Genomic DNA, 21,830 nt, shown 5'->3' with positions numbered 1-21,830 from the left:
TATATTTCTGCCTTTATTTGAAAACTCGTAGATTACTCCCAAATATCTGTTCGGTAATGTTCATCTTCGCCTTCAATAATTTGCAAATAACTTCGATACCGCGAAAATGCTATCTCATCATTATCTAAAGCGTCTTTTACAGCACATTTTGGTTCTTTAACATGCAAACAATTATTGAACTTGCAATCTTGTTTTAACTTAAAAATCTCTGGGAAATAATCGCCAACTTCTTCTTTATCCATATCAACCACACCAAAACCTTTTATTCCTGGTGTATCAATAATTTTTGCGCCAAAGCTCAAATCGAACATTTCTGCAAAGGTTGTGGTATGTTGCCCTTGCATATGCTGGGTGGAAATTTCTTTGGTTTTAATGTTTAAAGTGGGTTCTATGGCATTTACAAGTGTAGACTTACCAACGCCCGAATGACCAGAAAACATACTTACTTTATTACTCATTAAAGCTTTGACTTTATCCACATTTTTACCTGTTGTTGCAGATACACCTATACACTCATAACCAATCTTTCTATATATATGTGCCAAATATTTAACTTCATTAAGAGTTTCCTCATCATAAGTATCAATCTTATTGAACAATAAAACGGTTTTAATAGAATATGCTTCGGCAGTTACCAGAAATCGATCTATAAAACTGGTTAATGTTGGCGGATTATTAATAGTAATCATTAAAAACACCTGATCTAAATTTGCCGCAATAATATGCGTTTGCTTAGATAAGTTTACGGACTTCCTAACAATATAATTGGCCCTGTCGTGAATGTGATGAATGATACCGGTCTCTTGATTGTTATCGGTTTCCAATTCAAAATCCACAAAATCTCCTACCGCAATTGGATTGGTACTCTTAATACCTTTTATGCGGAATTTCCCTTTGATACGGCATTCGTAAGTATGTCCTAAATCGGTTTTAACCGTGTACCAACTTCCTGTAGATTTATAAACGTGTCCTGTCATTCATTAGAATATACTACAAAATAACAATTTTTAAATTGATTTATGCTCACCAATAATTGCTTTAAATAAAAAAACAACTCATAGAACTTAAGACTATGACTATATTAGCATTTTTAAATCTAAAAAATCTCAACAACATGAAAAACTTATTAATTGCATTAAGCATTTCTTTATTTGCTTTTATTGAAACAAATGCTCAAGTAGAATACAAAGTAGTAACTAGCGTAGAATCTATTGTCCCTAATGGTTTAGGACGTTCAAGAATTATTAGTGCTAATGACACCAAGGACTATAAAGAATTTACTACTACCCAAACCGAAGACGATAATACTCGTAACAAATCTAAACGTGGAGAAATAAGAGTTAAAGGTTTTGATGAAACAAAATTATTAAACTTTTATAATATTGGTGGTATTCGTTTTCAAAACATTGCTGCTAATGATGCCATAATTACGTCAAAAATAAATACAATGATTGAAGAAGGCTGGGGATTAGCTTTTGTAACCAGTGGTGTTGAAAGCGAAGGCGGAAAAGGAGATGGACAAGGTATTTTTATTACTAGGTACCTATTTAAAAGAAATAAACAATAGTTTTTCTTTTAAATAAAATAAAAAATGCCTCACAAAAGCGAGGCATTTTTTATGTAATTTATTAAATCGATTACCCATTAATAATCTTTTCTTGATGATTAATCGATTCTTGATGAACCGCCTTAAACATCTTTAAAATAAACTCTTCACTTAAACCATGCTGCTCACCTTCCAAAACCATTTTCCCTAAAATTTCGTTCCAACGTTTAGATTGTAAAACAGCTACGTTTTTTTGTTTTTTAAGAGCCCCTATGCCATCAGAACTTTTCATTCGTTTTCCTAACAATTCAATGATTTGGTTATCAACCACATCAATCTGAGCTCTTAAATTATCTAAAGCACTATTATATTCTGCTTCAGCGTTAGATGCTTTCCTGATTTTTAAATCTCTCATAATTTGAACCAAAGTTGAAGGTGTTACTTGTTGTGCGGCATCACTCCATGCATTTTCTGGATCAAAATGTGTTTCAATCATTAAACCATCAAAGTTTAAATCTAAAGCAATTTGCGATACATCAAAAATCATATCTCTTTTTCCTGTAATATGCGACGGGTCGTTAATTAATGGAATGTCAGGGAATTTATTTTGAAATTCAATAGCCAATTGCCACTCTGGAGTATTTCTAAATTTCGTTTTTTCGTAAGTTGAAAACCCTCTGTGTATAGCTCCTATGTTTTTAACTCCTGCTTTGTAAATTCTTTCGATACCGCCTAACCATAATGCTAAATCTGGATTTACAGGGTTTTTTATTAGCACAGGTTTATCAGTGCCTTGCAAAGCATCTGCAATTTCTTGCATAATAAATGGACTAACAGTAGAACGTGCTCCAATCCATAATAAATCAACGTCATATTCTAAAGCTAATTTAACATGTGCTGCATTAGCTACCTCAGTACAGATTTTCATACCTGTTTCTGCCTTCACTTTTTGCAACCATTTTAAACCTAATGCCCCTACACCTTCAAACATACCAGGACGCGTTCTTGGCTTCCAAATACCCGCTCTAAAATAGCTTACATCTGTATCTTTCAATTCGTGAGCAATTTTTAATACTTGCTCTTCAGTTTCTGCGCTACATGGTCCTGCAATTACTAAGGGATGATCTAAATTTAAATCATCTAACCAGGTTCTCATTTCTTTTTTGTTTTCCATTTTTACTTAATATTTAGCCACTAAAGCTATTCCGTTTAATATTTATTTTTTACTCTCTAATTTTTATTATTTGGGCGTTACCCAGAAAAGGGTCGGGCTTTACGTTACAAGTCCTCGCTCGTACCTCGCTGTGGGCTTTCCTCTGCAATCCCTAACGCATCACTCTTGCTCTAAAAACCCACCCCTAACCCCTCCAATGAGGGGAACTCTCACTCTTGCACAATCCAATCCTTCCCTTTTGGCGAGGTTAGGTGGGGCTTCATATAATACCGTTCAATATATCTTTTATATGATTGGTGTTTTTCATCTCATCAAAAATGGCTTCAAAATTGTCATCTTTCATCAACTCTTTAAAATGCGACAGATTATTTATATACTCATCTAATGTTTCAATAACATTCGTTTTATTCTGCTTAAAAATAGGTGTCCACATTTCTGGCGAACTTTTTGCTAAACGTACCGTCGAAGCAAATCCACTGCCAGCCATATCAAAAATATCGCGCTCGTTTTGCTCTTTATCAATCACCGTTTTCCCTAACATAAAAGCACTTATATGGGATAAATGCGATACATAGGCGATATGTTTATCATGGTCTACTGGATTCATATAACGAATACGCATACCAATATCAGTAAACAACTTTAATGCTTTTTCTTGAAGTTTGAACGTTGTTTTTTCAACCTCACAAACAATATTCGTTTTACCTCGAAACAAGCCTTCAATAGCTGCTGTTGGCCCAGAATGTTCTGTACCAGCAATAGGATGCATTGCTAAAAAATTTCTTCTTTTCGGATGATTTTCAACCACCTTGCAAATATCTTCTTTGGTAGACCCTGCATCAACAACCAATCCCGTATCCGATATTTTATCCAAAATAGTAGGCAACAGTTTCACGGTAGCATCAACAGGAATTGAAACAATTACCAAATCGGCATTTTCAATATCATCTAAAGTTGCCTTTTTATCGATAAGCTTTAACTCCAAAGCTTTATTTAGGGTTGAATCTTTTCTACTAATACCGTGAATAATCACATCTGGATTATTCTTCTTGATATCAATAGCAAGACTCCCTCCTATTAAACCGACTCCTATGGCGTATATATTTTTCATAAGCCTCACCCTAACCCTCTCCAAAGGAGAGGGAACTGTTACGGGTATATTACTTTTCTACTATATTACTCTTTTTACTTTTTTACTCATAACAACTGCAAACAGAATACTGCCAACTGCAAACTTATTTCACTCTAGCAATGGCTTCTTCTAAAACCTCAGTTGATGCACATAAAGAAAACCTGATATAACCTTCTCCTTTTGTTCCAAAAATGGTTCCTGGTGTTATAAAAATATGGTTCTCTTTCAATACTAAATCAATAAACTCTTCAGACTTTAAATATGCTGGTAATTTTGCCCAAACAAAAAGTCCTGATGCATCCTTATCATAAGTACAATTTAGCGCATCGGCTAATTGCCAAACTAAATTCCGGCGTTCTTGATACACGTTATTCAATGTAGCAAACCACATATTTGAACATTTCAAAGCTTCAATAGCGCCTTTTTGTATGCCGTAGAACATACCAGAATCCATATTACTTTTTACTTTCAATATATTGTTAATATGGGCACTAGCTCCCATTACCATACCTACACGCCAACCTGCCATATTAAAGGTTTTGCTTAAAGAATTCAACTCTAAACACACATCTTTTGCACCTTCAACACTTAAAATACTTTTGGGCGAATCATTTAATATAAAACTATATGGGTTGTCATTTACAATTAAAATATTGTGACGCTTTCCAAAGGCCACTAATTCTTCAAAAACAATTTTACTAGGTTTTGCTCCTGTTGGCATGTGTGGATAGTTAACCCACATCAACTTCACTTTACTTAAATCTAATTTTTCTAAAGCTCTAAAATCTGGCATCCAATTGTTTCCCTCATCAAGTTCATAAAGCACACCTTTAGCACCAACCAATTTTGTAACCGATTGGTAGGTTGGATATCCCGGATTTGGAATAAGCACTTCATCGCCTTCATTTAAATAGGCCATTGAAATATGCATAATCCCTTCCTTACTTCCCATTAATGGCAAAATCTCTGTACTAGGACTTAGGTTTACCGAAAAATGCGCTTTGTAAAATCTTGATATAGCATCTCTAAGTTCTGGAAGTCCCTGATAGCTCTGATATTTATGAGCAATAGGATTTTCAAAACTTGCAGAAATAGCCGACAGCACCTTTTTTGGAGGTTGCATATCTGGGCTACCAATACCTAAATTAATAACAGGCTTGCCACTTGCTATAAGCAAATTCACTTCTCTTAATTTTTTTGAAAAGTAGTATTCTTCAACCGTTTGCAATCTGTTAGCTGCCTCAATCATAGCTTTGCATTTTTATATTCTCCTAACACTTTAAATTCTTCACCCATAATATCTATAATAGACTTTGCTTTTTTAAAATCTAGGTAATTCTCAAAAGTAACATCAACAAAAAAGGCATACTTCCATGGTGTTTCAACAATTGGTAACGATTGGATTTTTGTTAAATTCAATTTACAATCGCTCATCACGTTTAAAATAGTGGCTAGACTTCCTCGTTTATGGTTGGCTTCAAACTTAATTGATGCTTTATTTATTTCAAGTTCTGGCACTTCAGAATTGGTCCGCTTTACAATTACAAAACGGGTTTCATTATGCTTTATCGTTTGTATACTATGCGCCAAAATATCTAACTCAAAAATTTCAGCAGCAGTAACACTTGCAATAGCTCCAATTCCAGTTAACGTCTTTTCTTGAATACGCTGCGCTACTTCAGCAGTATCTTTATCTTCAACTAATTTGATATGTGGGTGTAATTTGAAAAACTCCTTACACTGCAATAATGCCATAGGGTGCGAATACACTTCGTTAATATCAGCAATACTTTGGTTTGGCAATGCCATTAAATTATGCTGAATATCCAAATAATGTTCGCCAACAACGTGCAAACCATAGGTATCAATCAATGCATAATTAGGAATTATAGAACCTGCAATAGAATTCTCTAAAGCCATAATTGCAGCATCACATGCCTCGGTAGTTAAAGAATCTACAACACCATCAAACGTCATACACTCAATAACATCAACTGGTTTATTAAAAAACTCTTGTGATACTATATGGTGAAATGACCCTTTTACACCTTGTATGGCTACTGTTTTTATCAAAATTTAGTTTTTAATTCAATTTTTTCATGGTTCAAATTCAATGTATTAACCGCTAAACAAAAAAAAGTCTCGATTTTCATCGAGACTTATAATGTTAATTTATGTTTTAAATTATACACACAACGCCTCGCTTCTTTTGCTAAAAAAGAAATAAAACCAATTGTTAAAATATGTATAATGTACTGTCATCGTAATAATTGAGTGGCTAAAGTAATTAATTATTTAATAAATCAATATACTACAAAACCTTTTTTTTACTTTTCTGAAAAGTTTTAAAGATTTTCTAGTAAATCTACCTTTACGTTAGTTAATCATTTATTTTTGAACAAATTATTTTAGATATGTCTATTGAAGTAGAAGGGGTTTCAAAATTTTATGGCAATCAAAAAGCCTTAAACAAGATATCCTTTAAAGTTGACAAACCAGAAATTGTTGGTTTTTTAGGTCCAAATGGAGCTGGAAAATCAACCATGATGAAAATTTTAACCACGTACTTAAATCCCAATGAAGGACAAGCTAAAGTAAATGGTTATGATGTAGACACCAATTCAAAAGAAGTACAACAAAGTGTTGGTTACTTACCAGAGCATAATCCATTATATTTAGAACAATATGTTAAAGAGTATTTAGCATTTAACGCTAGCATCTACGGCGTAAGCAAACAACGAATAAATGAAGTTATTGAATTAACAGGACTAACACCTGAAGCTCACAAGAAAATTGGTCAATTATCAAAAGGATACCGCCAACGAGTTGGTTTAGCAAACGCCCTATTGCACGACCCTGAAGTTTTAATTTTAGATGAACCTACTACAGGTTTAGATCCAAATCAATTAATTGATATTCGAAACCTCATAAAATCTATTGGAAAAACTAAAACTGTTTTTCTTTCTACACATATTATGCAAGAGGTTGAAGCTATGTGCGAACGTGTTATTATTATTAATAAAGGAGAAATTGTAGCGGATAAAAAACTGAAAGACTTAAGAGACGAAAAAGAACAAGTGGTAATTGTAGAGTTTGATTATCGGGTAGAAGATGCTTTCCTTCTTAAGCTTCCTAATGTTACAAACGTGGTAAATACTTATGATTTTGTTTATGAAATTATTTTTAAAACTTCTCAAGATATGCGCTCCCATGTTTTTGATTTTGCACATGATAATCAGTTGAAGATTCTTCAATTAAACCAAAAAAATGCGAGTTTGGAGAGTTTGTTTAGAGAGTTAACAAACGGTTAATTTTTATATTAAATTAGGTTACAATAAATTGATTAATTTCCCTCTGTGCGGTTTTTAATGATTTTAACAAAAAATCTTCATCCACTTCTTCTTTTAAACTTGAAGTAAAAACCGATATTGCCAAAACTGCAATTAAATCAGAATTAGCCCCAATAGGGATTGCTAAATCAGTAATTCCACTAGTTAGCTTACTTTTTGCCATTCTATATCCTTCTTTTTTCACCTTTTCAATTTCTTTTATAAAAACTTCTTTTTCTTTTACCTTCCAATTTTTATAATACATGTCTCTCGACAATATAGTATTTCTATCCACTTCAGAAATTACAGATAAAAGAGTAATGCCTGATGACGTTTTAGATAACGGAAAATGAGTACCTTCTTCAATGGATAAAGAAACAGCACTTGGGCTTCTTTCTTGGGAAATCACCAATAACTGGTCATTATTCATAATACTTAAATGACAAGACTGCTTAGTAACCTCCGAAAGGGTTTGCATAGGGTATCTTGCAACTCGTTTTAACTCATCAAAAGGCGTATGAGTATGAGAGAGACTGTACATTTTTAATGATAACCTATATTTTCCAGCATTTACACCCCTTAATAAGTAACCTCTTTCTTCTAGACAAACCAACATTCTATAAATTTCACTTGGTGTTCTATTTATACCTTGTGCTATTTCAACTTGAGACAGAGGAATCCCCTCTTTAGATAAATATTCAATTATATCTAAGCCTTTATCTAATGCTGGCGTATTGTATTTTGTTTTCTGATTCTCTTTCATCTTAAATATAATTCCAACAAATCTAATAAAAATGAACTATAATTTTTATATTTCATATATAAAATATATTTTTGCATGTAAAATTATACCAACACCAACTAAACCAAAACCATTTATGGCAAATCCAATTTTAGGTACACTTATACACGCCATTGGAGGTGTTGCAGCATCCACATGTTATGTCCCGTTTCAAAAAGTAAAAAAATGGTCATGGGACTCTTATTGGATTGTACAAGCATCTTTCGCTTGGTTTATTTTTCCTTTTTTAATTGGGTTTCTAACTGTACCAAATCTCTTTAGTGTTTTTAGTGATGCTTCAACCGAAGTTTTAATCAACGCTACTCTCCTTGGTGCAATATATGGTTTTGGAGGTATGTGCTTTGGCTTTGCAATTAAACATATAGGATACTCACTAACTTACACTATTTCCATTGGTATATCGGCTATTCTGGGAACCATTGTGCCTTTAATAATGCATGGTGAATTTGCAGAAAAATTCTATGGCCCTGGTGGTTACACTATTTTCTTCGGTATGTTTATGGCATTAATAGGTATCATTATCTGTGGTGTAGCAGGTTACAGAAAAGAAAAAGATTTAAAAAACAATAGTACAAATGGTGGTGAACCCTTAACATTTAATATGGAAAAAGGATTAACCCTAACGCTTATAGCAGGTGTACTTTCGGCTGTATTTGGTATTTCACTGGAAGTTGGTGCTCCCGTAGCCGAAATTGCAGGAGAATACGGTGCAGGAAATTTTGAAGGAAACGCTAACTTAATATTATCCACAGGTGGTGCTTTTATCACCAACTTTATATGGTTTACAATTGCTGGAGTAAAAAATGGCACCTTAAAAGAGCTTGTAGATGTAAAAGGTGTTGGAAAGAAAAACTTCATACTTAATTTTGGCATGTCTATTTTAAGTGGCGCTTTATGGTATGGACAGTTTTTTTTCTACGGCATCGGTCATGTACAAATGGGAGCTTATAAATTCGCTAGTTGGGTACTACATATGTCTATGCTCATTTTCTTCAGCTATGTTGTTGGTATTGTTATGAAAGAATGGAAACAAGTAACAAAACGCACATATTTCACATTGGTTTTCGCTTTAATAATATTGGTAGTATCGTTTATAATTATGGCATACGGCAGTAAACTAGGTTCTGAAATCACAATTGGTCATTAAATTGAATTTATTATAACATGAGTACAAAAAACATACAATTAAAAGGCATTACCTGGAACCATAGCAGAGGATTTACACCTATGGTAGCCACGGCACAACGCTTTTCGGAATTAAATCCTGGAGTAGAAATAACTTGGGAGAAACGCTCGTTGCAAGCTTTTGCAGACGAACCTATTGACAAACTAGCAGAACGCTACGATTTGTTAATTATAGACCACCCATGGGCGGGATTCGCTGGTAAAAACAACGTTATCTTACCTTTAGATGAATACCTTCCAAAATCGTTTATGAAAGATTTAGAAGAAAATACAGTAGGACGTTCACACGAAAGTTATGCTTCAAACGGACACCAATGGGCTTTGGCAGTAGATGCTGCAACACCAGTAGCGTCTAGCAGACCAGATATACTAAATGACAAAGGTTTAAAACTCCCAGAAACTTATGACGATTTATTAGCACTTGCTAAACAAGGTTTAGTAATTATGCCTGGGATTCCGCAAGACACATTAATGAACTTTTATATGATGTGCTGTAATTTAGGAGAAGAAGTTTGCACATCTAAAGACCATGTAGTTAGTGAAAAAATTGGAGTTGAAGCACTAAAACTATTAAGAGCACTTGCTATTGAAATGGATCCAGAAATTTTTGATTGGAATCCAATTAAAGTATATGAAGCGATGACACTTACAGACAAATATGCGTATTGTCCTTGGGCTTACGGCTATTCCAATTACAGCAGAAAAGGTTATGCTAGAAAGTTGTTACATTTTCATGATATGATTAAAATCATTGGTGTTGGAGCAATTTCAACTTTAGGTGGAACAGGATTAGCAGTTTCTGCTAAAACAAAAGACATTGAAACCGTAATGAAGTATGTTGAGTATGTGGGTTCTGAAGCTATTCAAAAAACCATTTTCTTTGATAATGGCGGACAACCAGGGCATAGAAAAGCATGGACAGACAATCATACAAATAGTTTAACAGCAAACTTCTTTAAAAACACATTACCCGGTTTAGATCGCTCATTTTTACGTCCTAGATACAATGGACATATGTATTTTCAGGATAGAGCAGGCGCACCAATTAGGAACTACTTGATGCATGGAGGTAACGAACAATTATTGCTTTCTCAATTAAATGAATTATACAAAAAATCACTAGAAATTTAGATAGATGAGACCATTAGAAGGCATTTTAGTTCTAGAATTTGCACAGTTTATGGCTGGCCCTTCAGCTGGCTTAAAACTTGCAGATTTAGGAGCAAGAGTCATAAAAATAGAAAGACCAAATACTGGTGAAGCTGGAAGACAAATTGCTTTAAAAAACTTATTTTTAGATGATAGCAGTTTGGTGTTTCATACTGTGAACAGAAATAAAGATTCTTATGCGGCCAATTTAAAAGACCCAGAGGATTTAGAGCGTGTAAAAAAATTAATTAGTCAAGCCGATGTAATGACCCATAACTTCCGACCTGGAGTTATGGAAAAAATTGGACTGGACTTTAATACCATTCAAAACATCAATCCAAAATTGATATATGGCACTGTTACTGGCTATGGAACTGAAGGCCCTTGGGCAGCAAAACCAGGCCAGGATTTATTAATCCAAGCCATGTCTGGATTTACTAACTTAACAGGCAATAAGGATGATGACCCCACACCTGTAGGCGCTGCGGTTTCAGATATTATTACAGGCACACACTTAGCTCATGGCATACTCGCTAGTTTAGTAAAACGAGAAAAAACTAACAAAGGAGCTTTGGTCGAAGTTAGCCTCTTAGAATCAACCTTAGATTTACAATTTGAAGTTATCACAACGTACCTCAACGATGGTAACAAACGTCCCGTAAGAGCAAAACAAGGTGCAGCAAATCCTTATTTAGGTGCTCCTTATGGCATATACAAAACAAAAGATAAATACATTGCTCTTGCCATGGGCTCGCTTCTAAAACTAGGAAAAATTATCAATTGCGAGGAGATTGAGAACTATTATGACACTGATTCATGGTTCACCAAACGCGATGAAATCATGGACATTTTAAGAGCGGTTCTAATCAAGGAAACTACTAAACATTGGCTAAATTTATTAAGACCAGAAGGTATTTGGTGTTCTGATGTGTTTGATTATAAAACCTTATTAGAACATGATGCTTATAAAGTATTGCAAATGGATCAAAAACTCCCTTTACTTTCGGGCGAAGTAGTACACACTATAAGGTGTCCTATTAGAGTAAATGACGAACGTATTTTCGCTAGCAAACCAGCTCCAAGAGTAGGGCAACATACTGAAGACATCATTAACGAATTCAATCTATAATAGAGAATGAAACCATTAGAAGATATATTAGTTATAGATTTAAGTCAGTTTTTATCAGCACCATCAGCTACATTAAGACTAGCTGATTTGGGAGCAAGAGTAATAAAAGTTGAACGACCAATAACAGGTGATATTTGCAGACAATTATACGTTTCGAATGTAAATCTAAATGGCGAATCCTCAATTTTCAGAGCCATCAATAGAAATAAAGAAAGTTTTCAAGCCGATTTAAAAAACGATATTGACAAACAACGTGTTTTAAAGTTAATTGCTAAGGCTGATATTTTAGTACATAATTTTAGACCTGGTGTTATTGAGCGTTTAGGGTTTGATTTCGAAACTATCAAAAAAATTAATCCGAATATTGTTTATGGCAGCATTTCAGGTTATGGAAACGAAGGTCCTTGGAAATCTAAACCAGGACAAGATTTACTAGCACAATCCTTATCAGGAATTACTTGGCTAAACGGTACTGACGGTAATGGCCCTACTCCTATTGGTTTAGCTTTAGTAGATATTTTATCAGGTGCACATTTGGTGCAAGGCATTTTAGCAGCTTTAGTTAAGCGATCTAAAACAGGAGAAGGCAGCAAAATCTCAGTAAGCATGTTAGAATCTATTTTAGATTTTCAGTTTGAATCTATCACTACATTCTATCATGATGGCGGCCAACCAACTGTTCGCCCAAAAAACAATAGCGCACATGCTTATTTAGGAGCCCCTTATGGCATCTATAAGACTAAAAACGGGTATATGGTATTAGCCATGGGATCTATTCCGTTTTTAGGAGAATTATTAACCTGTGAACCTTTAAAAGAATACACCGAAGTAGCGTCTTGGTTTACTGAAAGAGATACAATCAAGAAAGTTTTAGCAGATCATTTAAGCACGGATACTACTGAAAAATGGTTGTCTATATTAGAGCCTGCTGATATTTGGTGTGCAAAAGTGATGGATTGGGATGCTTTATTTTCAGAAGAAGGTTTTAAAGTGTTAGACATGATTCAAACAGTTTCTATGAGTGATGGTTTTGAATATAAAACGACACGATGTCCTATAAAAATTGATGGTGAATATTTAAAATCACCTATAGGATCTCCAAAACTTGGTGAAAACACCGAAGCAATTGTCAAAGAATTAATTAGCTAAAATGGCACATAACAAATTTAGAATAGCAGTAAGAAAATTTGATGCCTTTGAAAGTGCTATTGCTAAAATTTGGAATTTATTCTGTGAAAAAACTGGTTGTAATTTAGAACTCGAAGCAGTACCTCTAGATTTGCACCCCTTATATGATACCATTCTAAAAGAAAAAGGATTAGCTAATGGCATTTGGGATGTGTCATTGATAAATACCGATTGGATTACTGAGGCTTATGCCTCAAATTCAATTGAAGATTTAACACCTTACATTGAAAAAGAGGCACCACAGAATTTCCCAAATGGCTGGTCTAGATCGTTGTTATACAAGCAAGAATTTGACGGAAAAACAGTGGGATTACCATTTCACGATGGTCCTGAATGTTTAATCTATAGAAAAGATTTATTTGAATCTCCTTCAGAAAAAGAAACCTTCAAAAAACAATTTGGAAAACCTTTAGAAATTCCCAAAACGTGGGATAACTTAATTGAAGTTGCCGAATTTTTTAATAGACCAAAAGACGGTTTATATGGAACAACATTTGCCGCTTATCCCGACGCGCACAACACCGTTTTCGATTTTTGTTTGCAATTATGGACACGTAACGGAGAGCTTTTCGATGAAAACAAAAAAATAAAATTAAACTCTGAAGCCGCTATCGAGGGTATGGAATTTTATAGAAAAGCTTTGAAAAACATAAACGCAATTCATCCAGATTCAAGAGATTTTGATTCTGTAAAATCTGGAATGGCTTTCGCAAATGGAAATTTAGCGATGATGGTAAACTGGTTTGGTTTTGCATCAATGTGTGAGTTTTTAGAAGATTCTAAGGTAAAAGGGAAAGTAGATATTGCAAATGTACCATCTGGCCCTACTGGAGAAGGAACATCGCTAAACGCTTACTGGATGTATGTTATAGGTAGCGGTAGTCAGCATAAAAAACTAGCCTACGAGTTTATAAAATTTGCAGTAAATGAAAAAAACGATAAATTATTAACTTTAGAAGGAGCTATCGGTTGCCGAAAATCTACATGGCATGATAAAGATGTAAATAAAGAAGTGCCCTATTATTATAAATTAGAAGCGTTACATAAAAAAACACGATCGCTCCCAAGAAAAAGTAACTGGTCTGAAATTGCAACTGTTATAGATAAATTGGTTTTAGAAGTCATTAATACTTCAAAAGACATTAAATCCATTTTAGACATTGCTCAATTAGAGATTGATTGTATAGAAAATAAATAACCATGGAACTAGTTTACAAACCTGAATTACCAAAAGAAAAACGCCCCATTTATATTATTGGTGCTGGTGGTATTGTTAGAGACGCACATTTACCAGCGTACAAAAAAGCAGGATTTGTTGTTGAAGGCATTACTAATAGAACACGGGAAAAAGCTGAAGATTTAGCAGCATCATTTAACATACCCAATGTCTATAACACAACTGAAGACATGATTGCTGCAGCACCTAAAAACGCTGTGTTTGATTTAACGTTAATGCCAAATCAGTTTTTAGCAACCTTAGAATTATTACCAGATGAAGCAGCGGTTTTAATTCAAAAACCAATGGGTGACAATTATGAGCAAACCTTGGAAATTTTGGAGGTTTGTAGAAGAAAAAAACTAAAAGCAGCCATTAATTGCCAAATGCGTTTCGCTCCCTATGTTATGGCAGCCAAATATTTAATTGAAGAAGGTTTAATTGGTGAATTATATGATTTTGAAGTGCGTTTAACCACTTACACACCCTGGGAATATTTTCCAAATGTGGTGAATCATCCGCGATTAGAAATCCAGCAACACAGTATTCATTATATAGATTTGATACGTTCGTTTTTAGGTAATCCTAAAAAAGTATATTCAAAAACGTTGAAGAATCCCGGAAAGCCAATGTCATCAACTAGAACAACCACAATTATGGATTACAATGATGCTATGCGTGCCATTATCAATACCAATCACGATCATAACTTTGGAGAAAAAAATCAAGAAAGTTTTGTAAAATGGGAAGGTACTAAAGGTGCGATTAAAGCAAGAATTGGTCTGCTTCTAGATTACCCTAACGGGAAACCTGACCTATTTCAATATAGCATTTTGAAAAAAGGAGAAGACCCAAAATGGATTGAGGTAGATTTAGAAGGCTCATGGTTTCCTGATGCATTTGTAGGTACTATGGCGTCTTTAATGCGCTATGTTGAAGGCTCTACAGACGAATTACCAACAAGTGTTGAAGACGTAGTTCACTCCATGGCAATTGTAGAAGCGGCTTACGAATCAAATAATTATGGTGGAGTTTCTCCTAATTATAATGTTTGATAAAAACACTTTGAAAAAGAAATGATAATATGAACATAAATCTATATTTTAAAAGGGCATAGTATTCAGAATTAAAAAATATTAGAAGAATTATTAGTGAATTAAACATAATATAAAGTGAAAAACATTAGTCAAGAAGAAAGAGAATATCTTTCAAAAAGAGGCATTGAATCCAACGAAAAAGTTGTTTTCGATTTAACAGGAAACAATTGGCAATTTGAAGGCATCCGACCTGGAGAAGGGGTTAAAATTGGTTTCCACGAATTAAATTTTGACATTACTGGTGACTCATTCAACTGGAGTTTTGCCAAAGTACCAGGAGATGTATATACTGATTTATGGCGTGCTGGACGTCTGGACGACCCGCATTTTGGGCGAAACAGCCTAAAAGCTAAATGGGTACCAGAAAACGAATGGTGGTACAAACGACAGTTTGATGTACCAAAAGAGATGTATGACAAACATATTCAACTAGTATTTGATGGTGTAGATTTTGGTTGTGACGTGTGGCTGAACGGAACATTTTTAGGTTCACATGAAGGGATGTTTTCAAAATTTAAATTCGATGTTTCAAATACCATTAGATTTGAAAACCTACGCTTTGGAACTAACGTACTTATGATTCGTTTGCATCCAGCTCCTAGACGCTACAGTCAAGTCGCAGGCCGCAAACCCGCATGGCATGGCGACTATTGGGTGAGTCTACCTCCTACTGGTATTTGGAAACCTGTTTATTTAGAAGCAACTGGCAAAGTTACAATTGAAGACACTTATGTAAAGCCAACTATAACTTCTGAAAATTCAGCAAAACTTGATCTTGAAATAGAGCTCAAAAACCATGAGGATTCAGAAAAAGAAGTGACAGTAAAAATAGCTGTTGAAGGCGCTAATTTTAGCTCAGAAACCTACGAAGTAAACAAAACAGTTTCGGTTTCTAAAGGCATAAATCAATTTGAATTGAGTTTAAATATTGATGACGCTAAACTCTGGTGGCCATGGGATTTGGGAGACCAAAGTTTATATAATGCTAAGATAACTATTACTGAAGGAGATAATAAATTACTGGATACAACCGATACATCCTTTGGCATTAGAGAGGTGAAAATGGTTCACAATCCAGGGTTCACCAAAGACCAAGTAGAAAACCCATGGACGGTTATGATTAATGGCAAACGCCATTTTATGCGTTCCGGAACTTGGGGAGGGCCACCAGATATTTTTATGGGGCGTGCGCACCCAAGTAAATACATAGAATTGATTCGTTTAGCCAAAGAAGCCAACTTTAATAATTTAAGGATTTTTGGCTGGCATCCAGAGGAAATTCCGTTATTCTACCAATTATGTAATGAGGCGGGTATTACTGTTTGGCAAGATGTATTGCCCTTAGCAAGTCTATCGTTACCAAAAGACCAAGCCTTTAAAGACGCCGTTTTTGCAGAAGCCATAACATCTGTTAAAGAACAACGAAACCATCCTTGTTTAGTATTATTGGAAGGCTCAGAAGAATTATTTATGACAGCTTCAGACCCTGAGCACAATCTTAAATTTGTGAATGAATTAGGTGAAGCTATAAAACCATACACACCGTTGCATTTTATTCCTTCTTCTCCATTAAGTGATGAAGTTGGTTTAAATTTAGGTTTCAAACCCAATGAAAGTTTCCATGCGAACGATTTATTTTATGGCGAAGGTGAATTTGTTATGGAAGATTATTTCCCAAGTTTAGATTATGCCGTTATTCCAGAATTAGCAATTTCATCATGTCCAAATATTGATAGTATTAAAAAGTTTATTCCGGAGGATGAAATCTGGCCTCCTGGACCAAGTTGGGGGCACCATTGGACCGATTTTGACGCGCTTAGAACTTTAAACTTTGAAGTTTTAGGAGATCAAAGTAGAGATGGTTTTGAAAAATTTGTAGAAGCTACTCAAATAGCCCAAGGTGTTATTTTTCAATATGCATTAGAACATTTTAGAACTCGAAAACCAAAAACTAGTGCTATTTGTATTTGCCACTACATCACGTTTGCACCAGATATGAAATGGGGTATTGTTGACTATTATCAAGAGAAAAAACTATCCTTTGATTACGTTAAAAAAGCATATCAACCTTTGTTAATCACAATGAAACATTACGACAGACGTTGGTTACCGGGTGAAGAATTCAAAGGTGAATTGTGGGTAGTGAACGATTATTATAATTCATTCAACAACTGTAAAGCAACTATTAAATTTCTAGACAACAACAAAACTGTAATTAAGGAAGATAACTTTGATATTTCTGAAATCAAAGGTGATAGTTCTGCAAAATTTGTTGAAGTAACGTGCAAAGTTCCTGGGCAAATTGGAGATAGATTTTTTACTGAAATTACTTTAACGGACGAAAAGAAAAATAATCTTTCGAGTAATGATTATATGTTACTTGTAGCCGATAAGGAAAAGGACAGAAAAGAACTTAGAGCCATTGGGTTAGAAGCCTTTGAAATTAAACAAAAATATGGTTGGGCAAATTATTTTAGATACTACCCCAGTTTAGGAGCAGAAGAAGGACATAATGAAGCTGATGAAAAAATGCCCATTGCAAGAGGGTTTGACAATTAAGTTATGTTTGAATTTAAAAAAGAAAATAGACTAGGTGTTATTTCGCTAAACAAAGCACCTGCGAACAGCTACGACGTACATTTTTTCAAAGAGTTTATCGATCTTCTTGATGAGGTTGAAAAAGATTCTGGTATTGCTGTAGTGCTTATAAAAAGTGCCATTCCAAAATTCTTTTGTGCTGGCGCAGATATTAAAGTGTTTAGCCAAAACACACCAGCGCAAAATAAAGAAATGGTAGTTATGGCGAATAAAACAGCCGAAAAAATAGCTACTAGTTCTAAAATTATCGTGGCATTTTTAAATGGTCATACATTAGGCGGTGGCCTAGAATTAGCTATGGCATGCGATATAAGAATTGCATCAAACAAGCAATTTTTGTTGGGGTTACCAGAGGTAAATCTTGGATTAATGCCAGGGAATGGTGGTATTCCAAAACTTGTACAACTTATTGGTAACTCTAGAGCACTAGAGTTGCTTGTATCTGGTGATACTTTCTCTTCAGAAGAAGCTTTTAACTATGGCCTTGTTACAAAATTATTTAAAGAAAATGAATCTGAAAAAATGGCTTTGAATTATGCTGAAAAATTATCAAATGGCCCTAAGAAAGCTATGTCAGCCATAAAAAAAACCATAAGAGAAGGTTTTGGTATGAATCTCATAGATTTCTTAAATTTAGAAAAAACAAATGTTGACCAATTATATAAAACATTTGATGCCAAAGAAGGCTTTCAAGCTTTTCTAGAAAAACGTAAACCTAATTTCGAATAATCATCTAAAAACAAATAAATATGAAACATACTGAAATAAAACACTATTCATGTTACATAAACGGTGAATGGCTAGATGATACCACAAGAGATGTTATTAATGTAGAAAACCCTGTTGACAATGAGGTTTTTGCTACTGTTACAGCATGTACCAAAAAAGATGTGCAACATGCTTTGGAAACATCAGAAAAAGCACAAAAATCTTGGGCATTAACTCCTGCAAATACTCGAGCTCAATATATAATTGAAATTGCAAATAAGTTAAAACTAGAACGTAAACATTTTGCTAAACTTTTGGTCATGGAACAAGGTAAAACCTACCCTGAGGCTTTAGGCGAAGTGGATGACACCATTACTTACATGACGTATGCCGCAGAATCTGCTAGACGAATACAAGGTGCTATTTTTCCAGCTGATGCAGCTAATAAAAGGCTTTCAATTCACAAAGTGCCTTATGGTGTAACCGTTGGCTTGTGTGCCTTTAATTATCCACTAGCCCTTATTGGACGAAAAGTGGGACCAGCACTTGCTACAGGTAATACCATGATTATAAAACCGCATGAATTGACTCCTATAACCGCTTCAGAATTTTGCCGATTAGTGGATGAATCAAGTATTCCAAAGGGTGTTATAAATATGGTTTCGACTAAAAGTGCAGAAGCGGCTTCATTATTAGTTGAAAGTCCGATAACCAAATTAATTTCATTAACAGGTAGCACAAGAGCGGGTAGAGCAATGTACAGAGCCACCGCCGAAAACATTACAGGTTTAATTTTAGAATTGGGTGGAAAAGCACCGTTTATTGTTTGTAATGATGCCGATATCGATAAAGCTGTTGACGCTGCCGTTATTTCCAGATATGCCAATTGTGGACAAGTTTGTATTTGTAATGAAATGGTATTTGTTGATGATAAAATAGCCGATGAATTCACCGAAAAAGTGGTAAAAAGAACTCAGCAAATCAAGGTTGGAGACCCTTTTGACGCAGCTGTAAATATGGGTCCAAACGTAAGTAAATTTGGGTTAGAACGCGTAAATGATTTGGTAAAACAAAATGTAGCACAAGGTGCAGAATTACTTTTAGGAGGTGGTAGACCAGAAGGTGCTTTTTTTGAAAAAGGAAATTGGTACGCTCCTACAATTTTAGGCAATGTAAAAGGAGACCACGCTACAATTAGTCAGGAATTATTTGCTCCAGTTATGCCAATTGTAAGGGTCTCAGGATTTGAAGAAGCCGTTGCACTTGCAAATGATAGAGAAGAAGGACTTTCTGCATATTTATACTCAAACGATTATAGAATCCACCAAAGAGCAATTGACACTATGGAAGTGGGTACCATATTTATCAACCAGCAAATTATTGGTAATATCCAAGGCTACCATTCTGGACATAAAACATCAGGTAATGCTGGAGAAGATGGAATTTATGGAATAGATCATTACCTTCAAAAAAGAACCATTTATTTAAATTACGAATAAAAACACTTCAAATATAATTATGCATATTAAATCTCAATTTTACGAAGACTACCAATTAGGTCATAAAAGAGAAACCTTAGGCAGAACCATTACAGAAACAGATTTTGTAGTTCACGCAGGCCATACAGGAGATTATTTCCCCCATCATATGGATGCAGAATGGTGTGCAACTCAACCTTTCAAACAACGTATTGCACACGGAACATTAACTTTTGCAGTAGGTATTGGAATGACTGCAACTGAAATTAACCCTGAAGCATTTTCTAAAGGATACGATAGACTACGATTTGTAAAGCCAGTTCATATTGGAGATACTATTAGAGTTGTAGTTTCCATTAGTGAGAAAAAAGAATCTAAACGACCAGAGTTAGGTCATGTAAACGAACACGTCGAAATCTTTAACCAAAAAGATGAACTAGTGTTGGTTTGCGACCATATTTTATTAGCAAAAAAGAGAACACATATTGAATAATTATAAAACTATAACATGAAACCATTTTTAGCACTATTATCCGCCATATTTTTTATATCGTGCAATACCAAAACAAAACAAAAGAAAGACAACGATACCAATGCTCAAATCACCTATGAAGCAGACTGGGAGTCTTTAAAACAACACGAAACCCCAAAGTGGTTTTTAGATGCCAAATTTGGAATTTATTGCCATTGGGGGCCATATTCCGTTCCAGCATATGAAAACGAATGGTACTCCCACTGGATGTATGTAAACGCGGATAATCCAGAAGCTAAAAATGGTAAACCAAGTAAATACTATGAGCACCATGTAAAAACATATGGCACTTTAGATCAATTTGGATATAAAGATTTTATACCAATGTTTACTGCAGAAAAGTTCGATGCAGCTGAATGGGCAGATTTATTCCAAAAAGCAGGTGCTAAATTTGCTGGCCCAGTTTCTGAACACGCCGATGGTTTTGCGATGTGGAATAGTGATTTAACTAAATGGGACGCTAAGGACATGGGGCCCAAACGCGATATTATGGGCGAACTTTCTAAAGAAATTCGTAAACGAGATATGAAATTTATCGCCACTTTCCACCGTCATTGGCTTTTAGCTTGGTATCCAACTTGGGATGAAACCACAGATGCCTCTTACCCAGAATATGCTGGACTATACGGACCAAAAATGAAAAAAGGGGATTTTATCTATCCTAGAGATGTACATGACCTTGATGCTGGTGTTGATAAATATTACCCTTTAGCCGATAAGGAATTTAATGAAGAATGGCTGGCTCGCCTTAAGGAAATAATTAACAAATACAATCCAGATTTGGTGTGGTTTGATAATAAAATGGATGTTATTGGTGAGGATTACAGAAAGGAATTCTTGAATTATTATTATAACCATGGTGAAATGAACAACCAAGATGTTGTGGCAACCTATAAATTTTACGACTTTGCAAAAGGATCTGCTGTGTTAGATTTAGAGCGTTCCAGAATGAAAGAAAAGCAACCTTTCCCATGGCTTACCGATGATTCAATTGATTGGAAAGCATGGAGCCATATTAGCGACCCACGCTACAAATCTACAAATAGGCTCATTGACTTTTTGGTGGATGTAGTAAGTAAAAATGGCGCAGTGTTATTAAACATTACACCTAGAGCCGACGGCACAATTCCAGAACCTGTAAAAGAGCGTCTTTTAGAAATAGGAGAATGGTTAAAAGTAAACGGTGAAGCTATATATGGTACACGTACTTTTGAAGTATATGGTGAAGGTGATGCAGAAATCGTAGAAGGGCATTTAAGCGAAGAAAAAAATGCAGATAACACATCAAAAGATGTGCGTTTCACAACTAAAGGTGAAACACTTTATGCTATTGTTCTAGATTGGCCAAATGAAGGTGAAAAAGTAATTAGAACCCTTAAAAAAGGGAATGAATATTTAAAAAGAGACATTACATCCATACAACTTCTAGGTCATGAAGGAGATCTAAACTTTGAAATAAAGAACGATGGACTTCATATTTCCCTTCCGAAACAAAAAGTAGGAAATCATGCTTTTACATTTAAAATAAACTAAGCAATATTCATTAAAGCTCGCCTGTTACGAAAGT

The 21,830-nt window shown here is 34.7% G+C and carries 19 protein-coding genes; 13 read left to right on the top strand and 6 right to left on the bottom strand.

The genetic code is table 11. The annotated features are described in order from the left end of the window. Positions 1 to 32 precede the first annotated feature (32 nt). The gene (gene rsgA / locus ABD935_RS10650) at positions 33 to 977 is read right to left on the bottom strand and encodes a ribosome small subunit-dependent GTPase A (protein WP_345192015.1); all 945 of its coding nucleotides are present in this window, start codon (positions 975 to 977) and stop codon (positions 33 to 35) included. 137 nt (positions 978 to 1,114) lie between these two features. Here rsgA and ABD935_RS10645 point away from each other — a divergent pair, with 137 nt between their 5' ends. Then, complete coding sequence (locus ABD935_RS10645; protein ID WP_345192014.1) at positions 1,115 to 1,567, top strand: hypothetical protein; 453 nt, start codon at positions 1,115 to 1,117, stop codon at positions 1,565 to 1,567. Positions 1,568 to 1,637: 70 nt separating this feature from the next. On the opposite strand, the gene ABD935_RS10640 is transcribed toward ABD935_RS10645, so the two are convergent. The 4 genes from ABD935_RS10640 to ABD935_RS10625 form a co-directional block, all read right to left on the bottom strand. Further along, positions 1,638 to 2,720: a chorismate mutase gene (locus tag ABD935_RS10640; protein WP_345192013.1), complete on the bottom strand. Its 1,083-nt coding sequence runs from the start codon at positions 2,718 to 2,720 to the stop codon at positions 1,638 to 1,640. Positions 2,721 to 2,979: 259 nt separating this feature from the next. Next, positions 2,980 to 3,831 carry a prephenate dehydrogenase gene (locus ABD935_RS10635; RefSeq protein WP_345192012.1) on the bottom strand — a complete coding sequence of 284 codons (852 nt, stop codon included), beginning with the start codon at positions 3,829 to 3,831 and terminating at the stop codon, positions 2,980 to 2,982. A gap of 124 nt (positions 3,832 to 3,955) precedes the next feature. Next, on the bottom strand, positions 3,956 to 5,101 hold the full coding sequence (locus tag ABD935_RS10630; protein WP_345192011.1) for a pyridoxal phosphate-dependent aminotransferase: 1,146 nt from the start codon (positions 5,099 to 5,101) through the stop codon (positions 3,956 to 3,958). Next, positions 5,098 to 5,925: a prephenate dehydratase gene (locus ABD935_RS10625; RefSeq protein ID WP_345192010.1), complete on the bottom strand. Its 828-nt coding sequence runs from the start codon at positions 5,923 to 5,925 to the stop codon at positions 5,098 to 5,100. The genes ABD935_RS10630 and ABD935_RS10625 overlap by 4 nt, the downstream gene beginning before the upstream one ends. Before the next feature lie 341 nt (positions 5,926 to 6,266). Between ABD935_RS10625 and gldA the strand changes: the two genes are divergently transcribed. Then, the gene (gene gldA / locus ABD935_RS10620; protein WP_345192009.1) at positions 6,267 to 7,163 is read left to right on the top strand and encodes a gliding motility-associated ABC transporter ATP-binding subunit GldA; all 897 of its coding nucleotides are present in this window, start codon (positions 6,267 to 6,269) and stop codon (positions 7,161 to 7,163) included. 13 nt (positions 7,164 to 7,176) lie between these two features. Here the strand turns inward: gldA and ABD935_RS10615 are convergent, their stop codons facing one another. Beyond that, positions 7,177 to 7,944: an IclR family transcriptional regulator gene (locus tag ABD935_RS10615; RefSeq protein ID WP_345192008.1), complete on the bottom strand. Its 768-nt coding sequence runs from the start codon at positions 7,942 to 7,944 to the stop codon at positions 7,177 to 7,179. A gap of 31 nt (positions 7,945 to 7,975) precedes the next feature. Here ABD935_RS10615 and ABD935_RS10610 point away from each other — a divergent pair, with 31 nt between their 5' ends. The 11 genes from ABD935_RS10610 (at position 7,976) to ABD935_RS10560 (ending at position 21,796) form a co-directional block, all read left to right on the top strand. After that, positions 7,976 to 9,130: an L-rhamnose/proton symporter RhaT gene (locus ABD935_RS10610; RefSeq protein WP_345192007.1), complete on the top strand. Its 1,155-nt coding sequence runs from the start codon at positions 7,976 to 7,978 to the stop codon at positions 9,128 to 9,130. Positions 9,131 to 9,147: 17 nt separating this feature from the next. Next, on the top strand, positions 9,148 to 10,299 hold the full coding sequence (locus ABD935_RS10605; protein ID WP_345192006.1) for an ABC transporter substrate-binding protein: 1,152 nt from the start codon (positions 9,148 to 9,150) through the stop codon (positions 10,297 to 10,299). A 4-nt stretch (positions 10,300 to 10,303) separates the two neighbouring features. Next, positions 10,304 to 11,446, top strand: a complete 1,143-nt coding sequence (locus tag ABD935_RS10600; protein WP_345192005.1) for a CaiB/BaiF CoA transferase family protein — start codon at positions 10,304 to 10,306, stop codon at positions 11,444 to 11,446. 6 nt (positions 11,447 to 11,452) lie between these two features. Beyond that, positions 11,453 to 12,595, top strand: a complete 1,143-nt coding sequence (locus ABD935_RS10595) for a CaiB/BaiF CoA transferase family protein (RefSeq protein ID WP_345192004.1) — start codon at positions 11,453 to 11,455, stop codon at positions 12,593 to 12,595. Between the two features lies 1 nt (position 12,596). Beyond that, complete coding sequence (locus ABD935_RS10590; protein WP_345192003.1) at positions 12,597 to 13,832, top strand: ABC transporter substrate-binding protein; 1,236 nt, start codon at positions 12,597 to 12,599, stop codon at positions 13,830 to 13,832. Positions 13,833 to 13,834: 2 nt separating this feature from the next. Further along, on the top strand, positions 13,835 to 14,905 hold the full coding sequence (locus ABD935_RS10585) for a Gfo/Idh/MocA family protein (RefSeq protein ID WP_345192002.1): 1,071 nt from the start codon (positions 13,835 to 13,837) through the stop codon (positions 14,903 to 14,905). Positions 14,906 to 15,022: 117 nt separating this feature from the next. After that, positions 15,023 to 17,506 carry a glycoside hydrolase family 2 protein gene (locus ABD935_RS10580; protein ID WP_345192001.1) on the top strand — a complete coding sequence of 828 codons (2,484 nt, stop codon included), beginning with the start codon at positions 15,023 to 15,025 and terminating at the stop codon, positions 17,504 to 17,506. 3 nt (positions 17,507 to 17,509) lie between these two features. After that, positions 17,510 to 18,274 carry an enoyl-CoA hydratase/isomerase family protein gene (locus ABD935_RS10575; RefSeq protein WP_345192000.1) on the top strand — a complete coding sequence of 255 codons (765 nt, stop codon included), beginning with the start codon at positions 17,510 to 17,512 and terminating at the stop codon, positions 18,272 to 18,274. Positions 18,275 to 18,294: 20 nt separating this feature from the next. Further along, positions 18,295 to 19,752, top strand: coding sequence for an aldehyde dehydrogenase family protein (locus ABD935_RS10570; RefSeq protein WP_345191999.1), 1,458 nt, complete (start codon positions 18,295 to 18,297; stop codon positions 19,750 to 19,752). A gap of 19 nt (positions 19,753 to 19,771) precedes the next feature. Then, positions 19,772 to 20,224 carry a MaoC family dehydratase gene (locus ABD935_RS10565; protein ID WP_345191998.1) on the top strand — a complete coding sequence of 151 codons (453 nt, stop codon included), beginning with the start codon at positions 19,772 to 19,774 and terminating at the stop codon, positions 20,222 to 20,224. 15 nt (positions 20,225 to 20,239) lie between these two features. After that, positions 20,240 to 21,796 carry an alpha-L-fucosidase gene (locus ABD935_RS10560; RefSeq protein ID WP_345191997.1) on the top strand — a complete coding sequence of 519 codons (1,557 nt, stop codon included), beginning with the start codon at positions 20,240 to 20,242 and terminating at the stop codon, positions 21,794 to 21,796. The last annotated feature ends 34 nt before the right edge of the window (positions 21,797 to 21,830 follow it).

The organism is Algibacter agarivorans (assembly GCF_039543245.1).
Classification (GTDB): domain Bacteria; phylum Bacteroidota; class Bacteroidia; order Flavobacteriales; family Flavobacteriaceae; genus Algibacter_G; species Algibacter_G agarivorans.
Note: the sequence above shows the minus strand (reverse complement) of the source record. Positions and strands in the feature narration are given on the sequence as shown.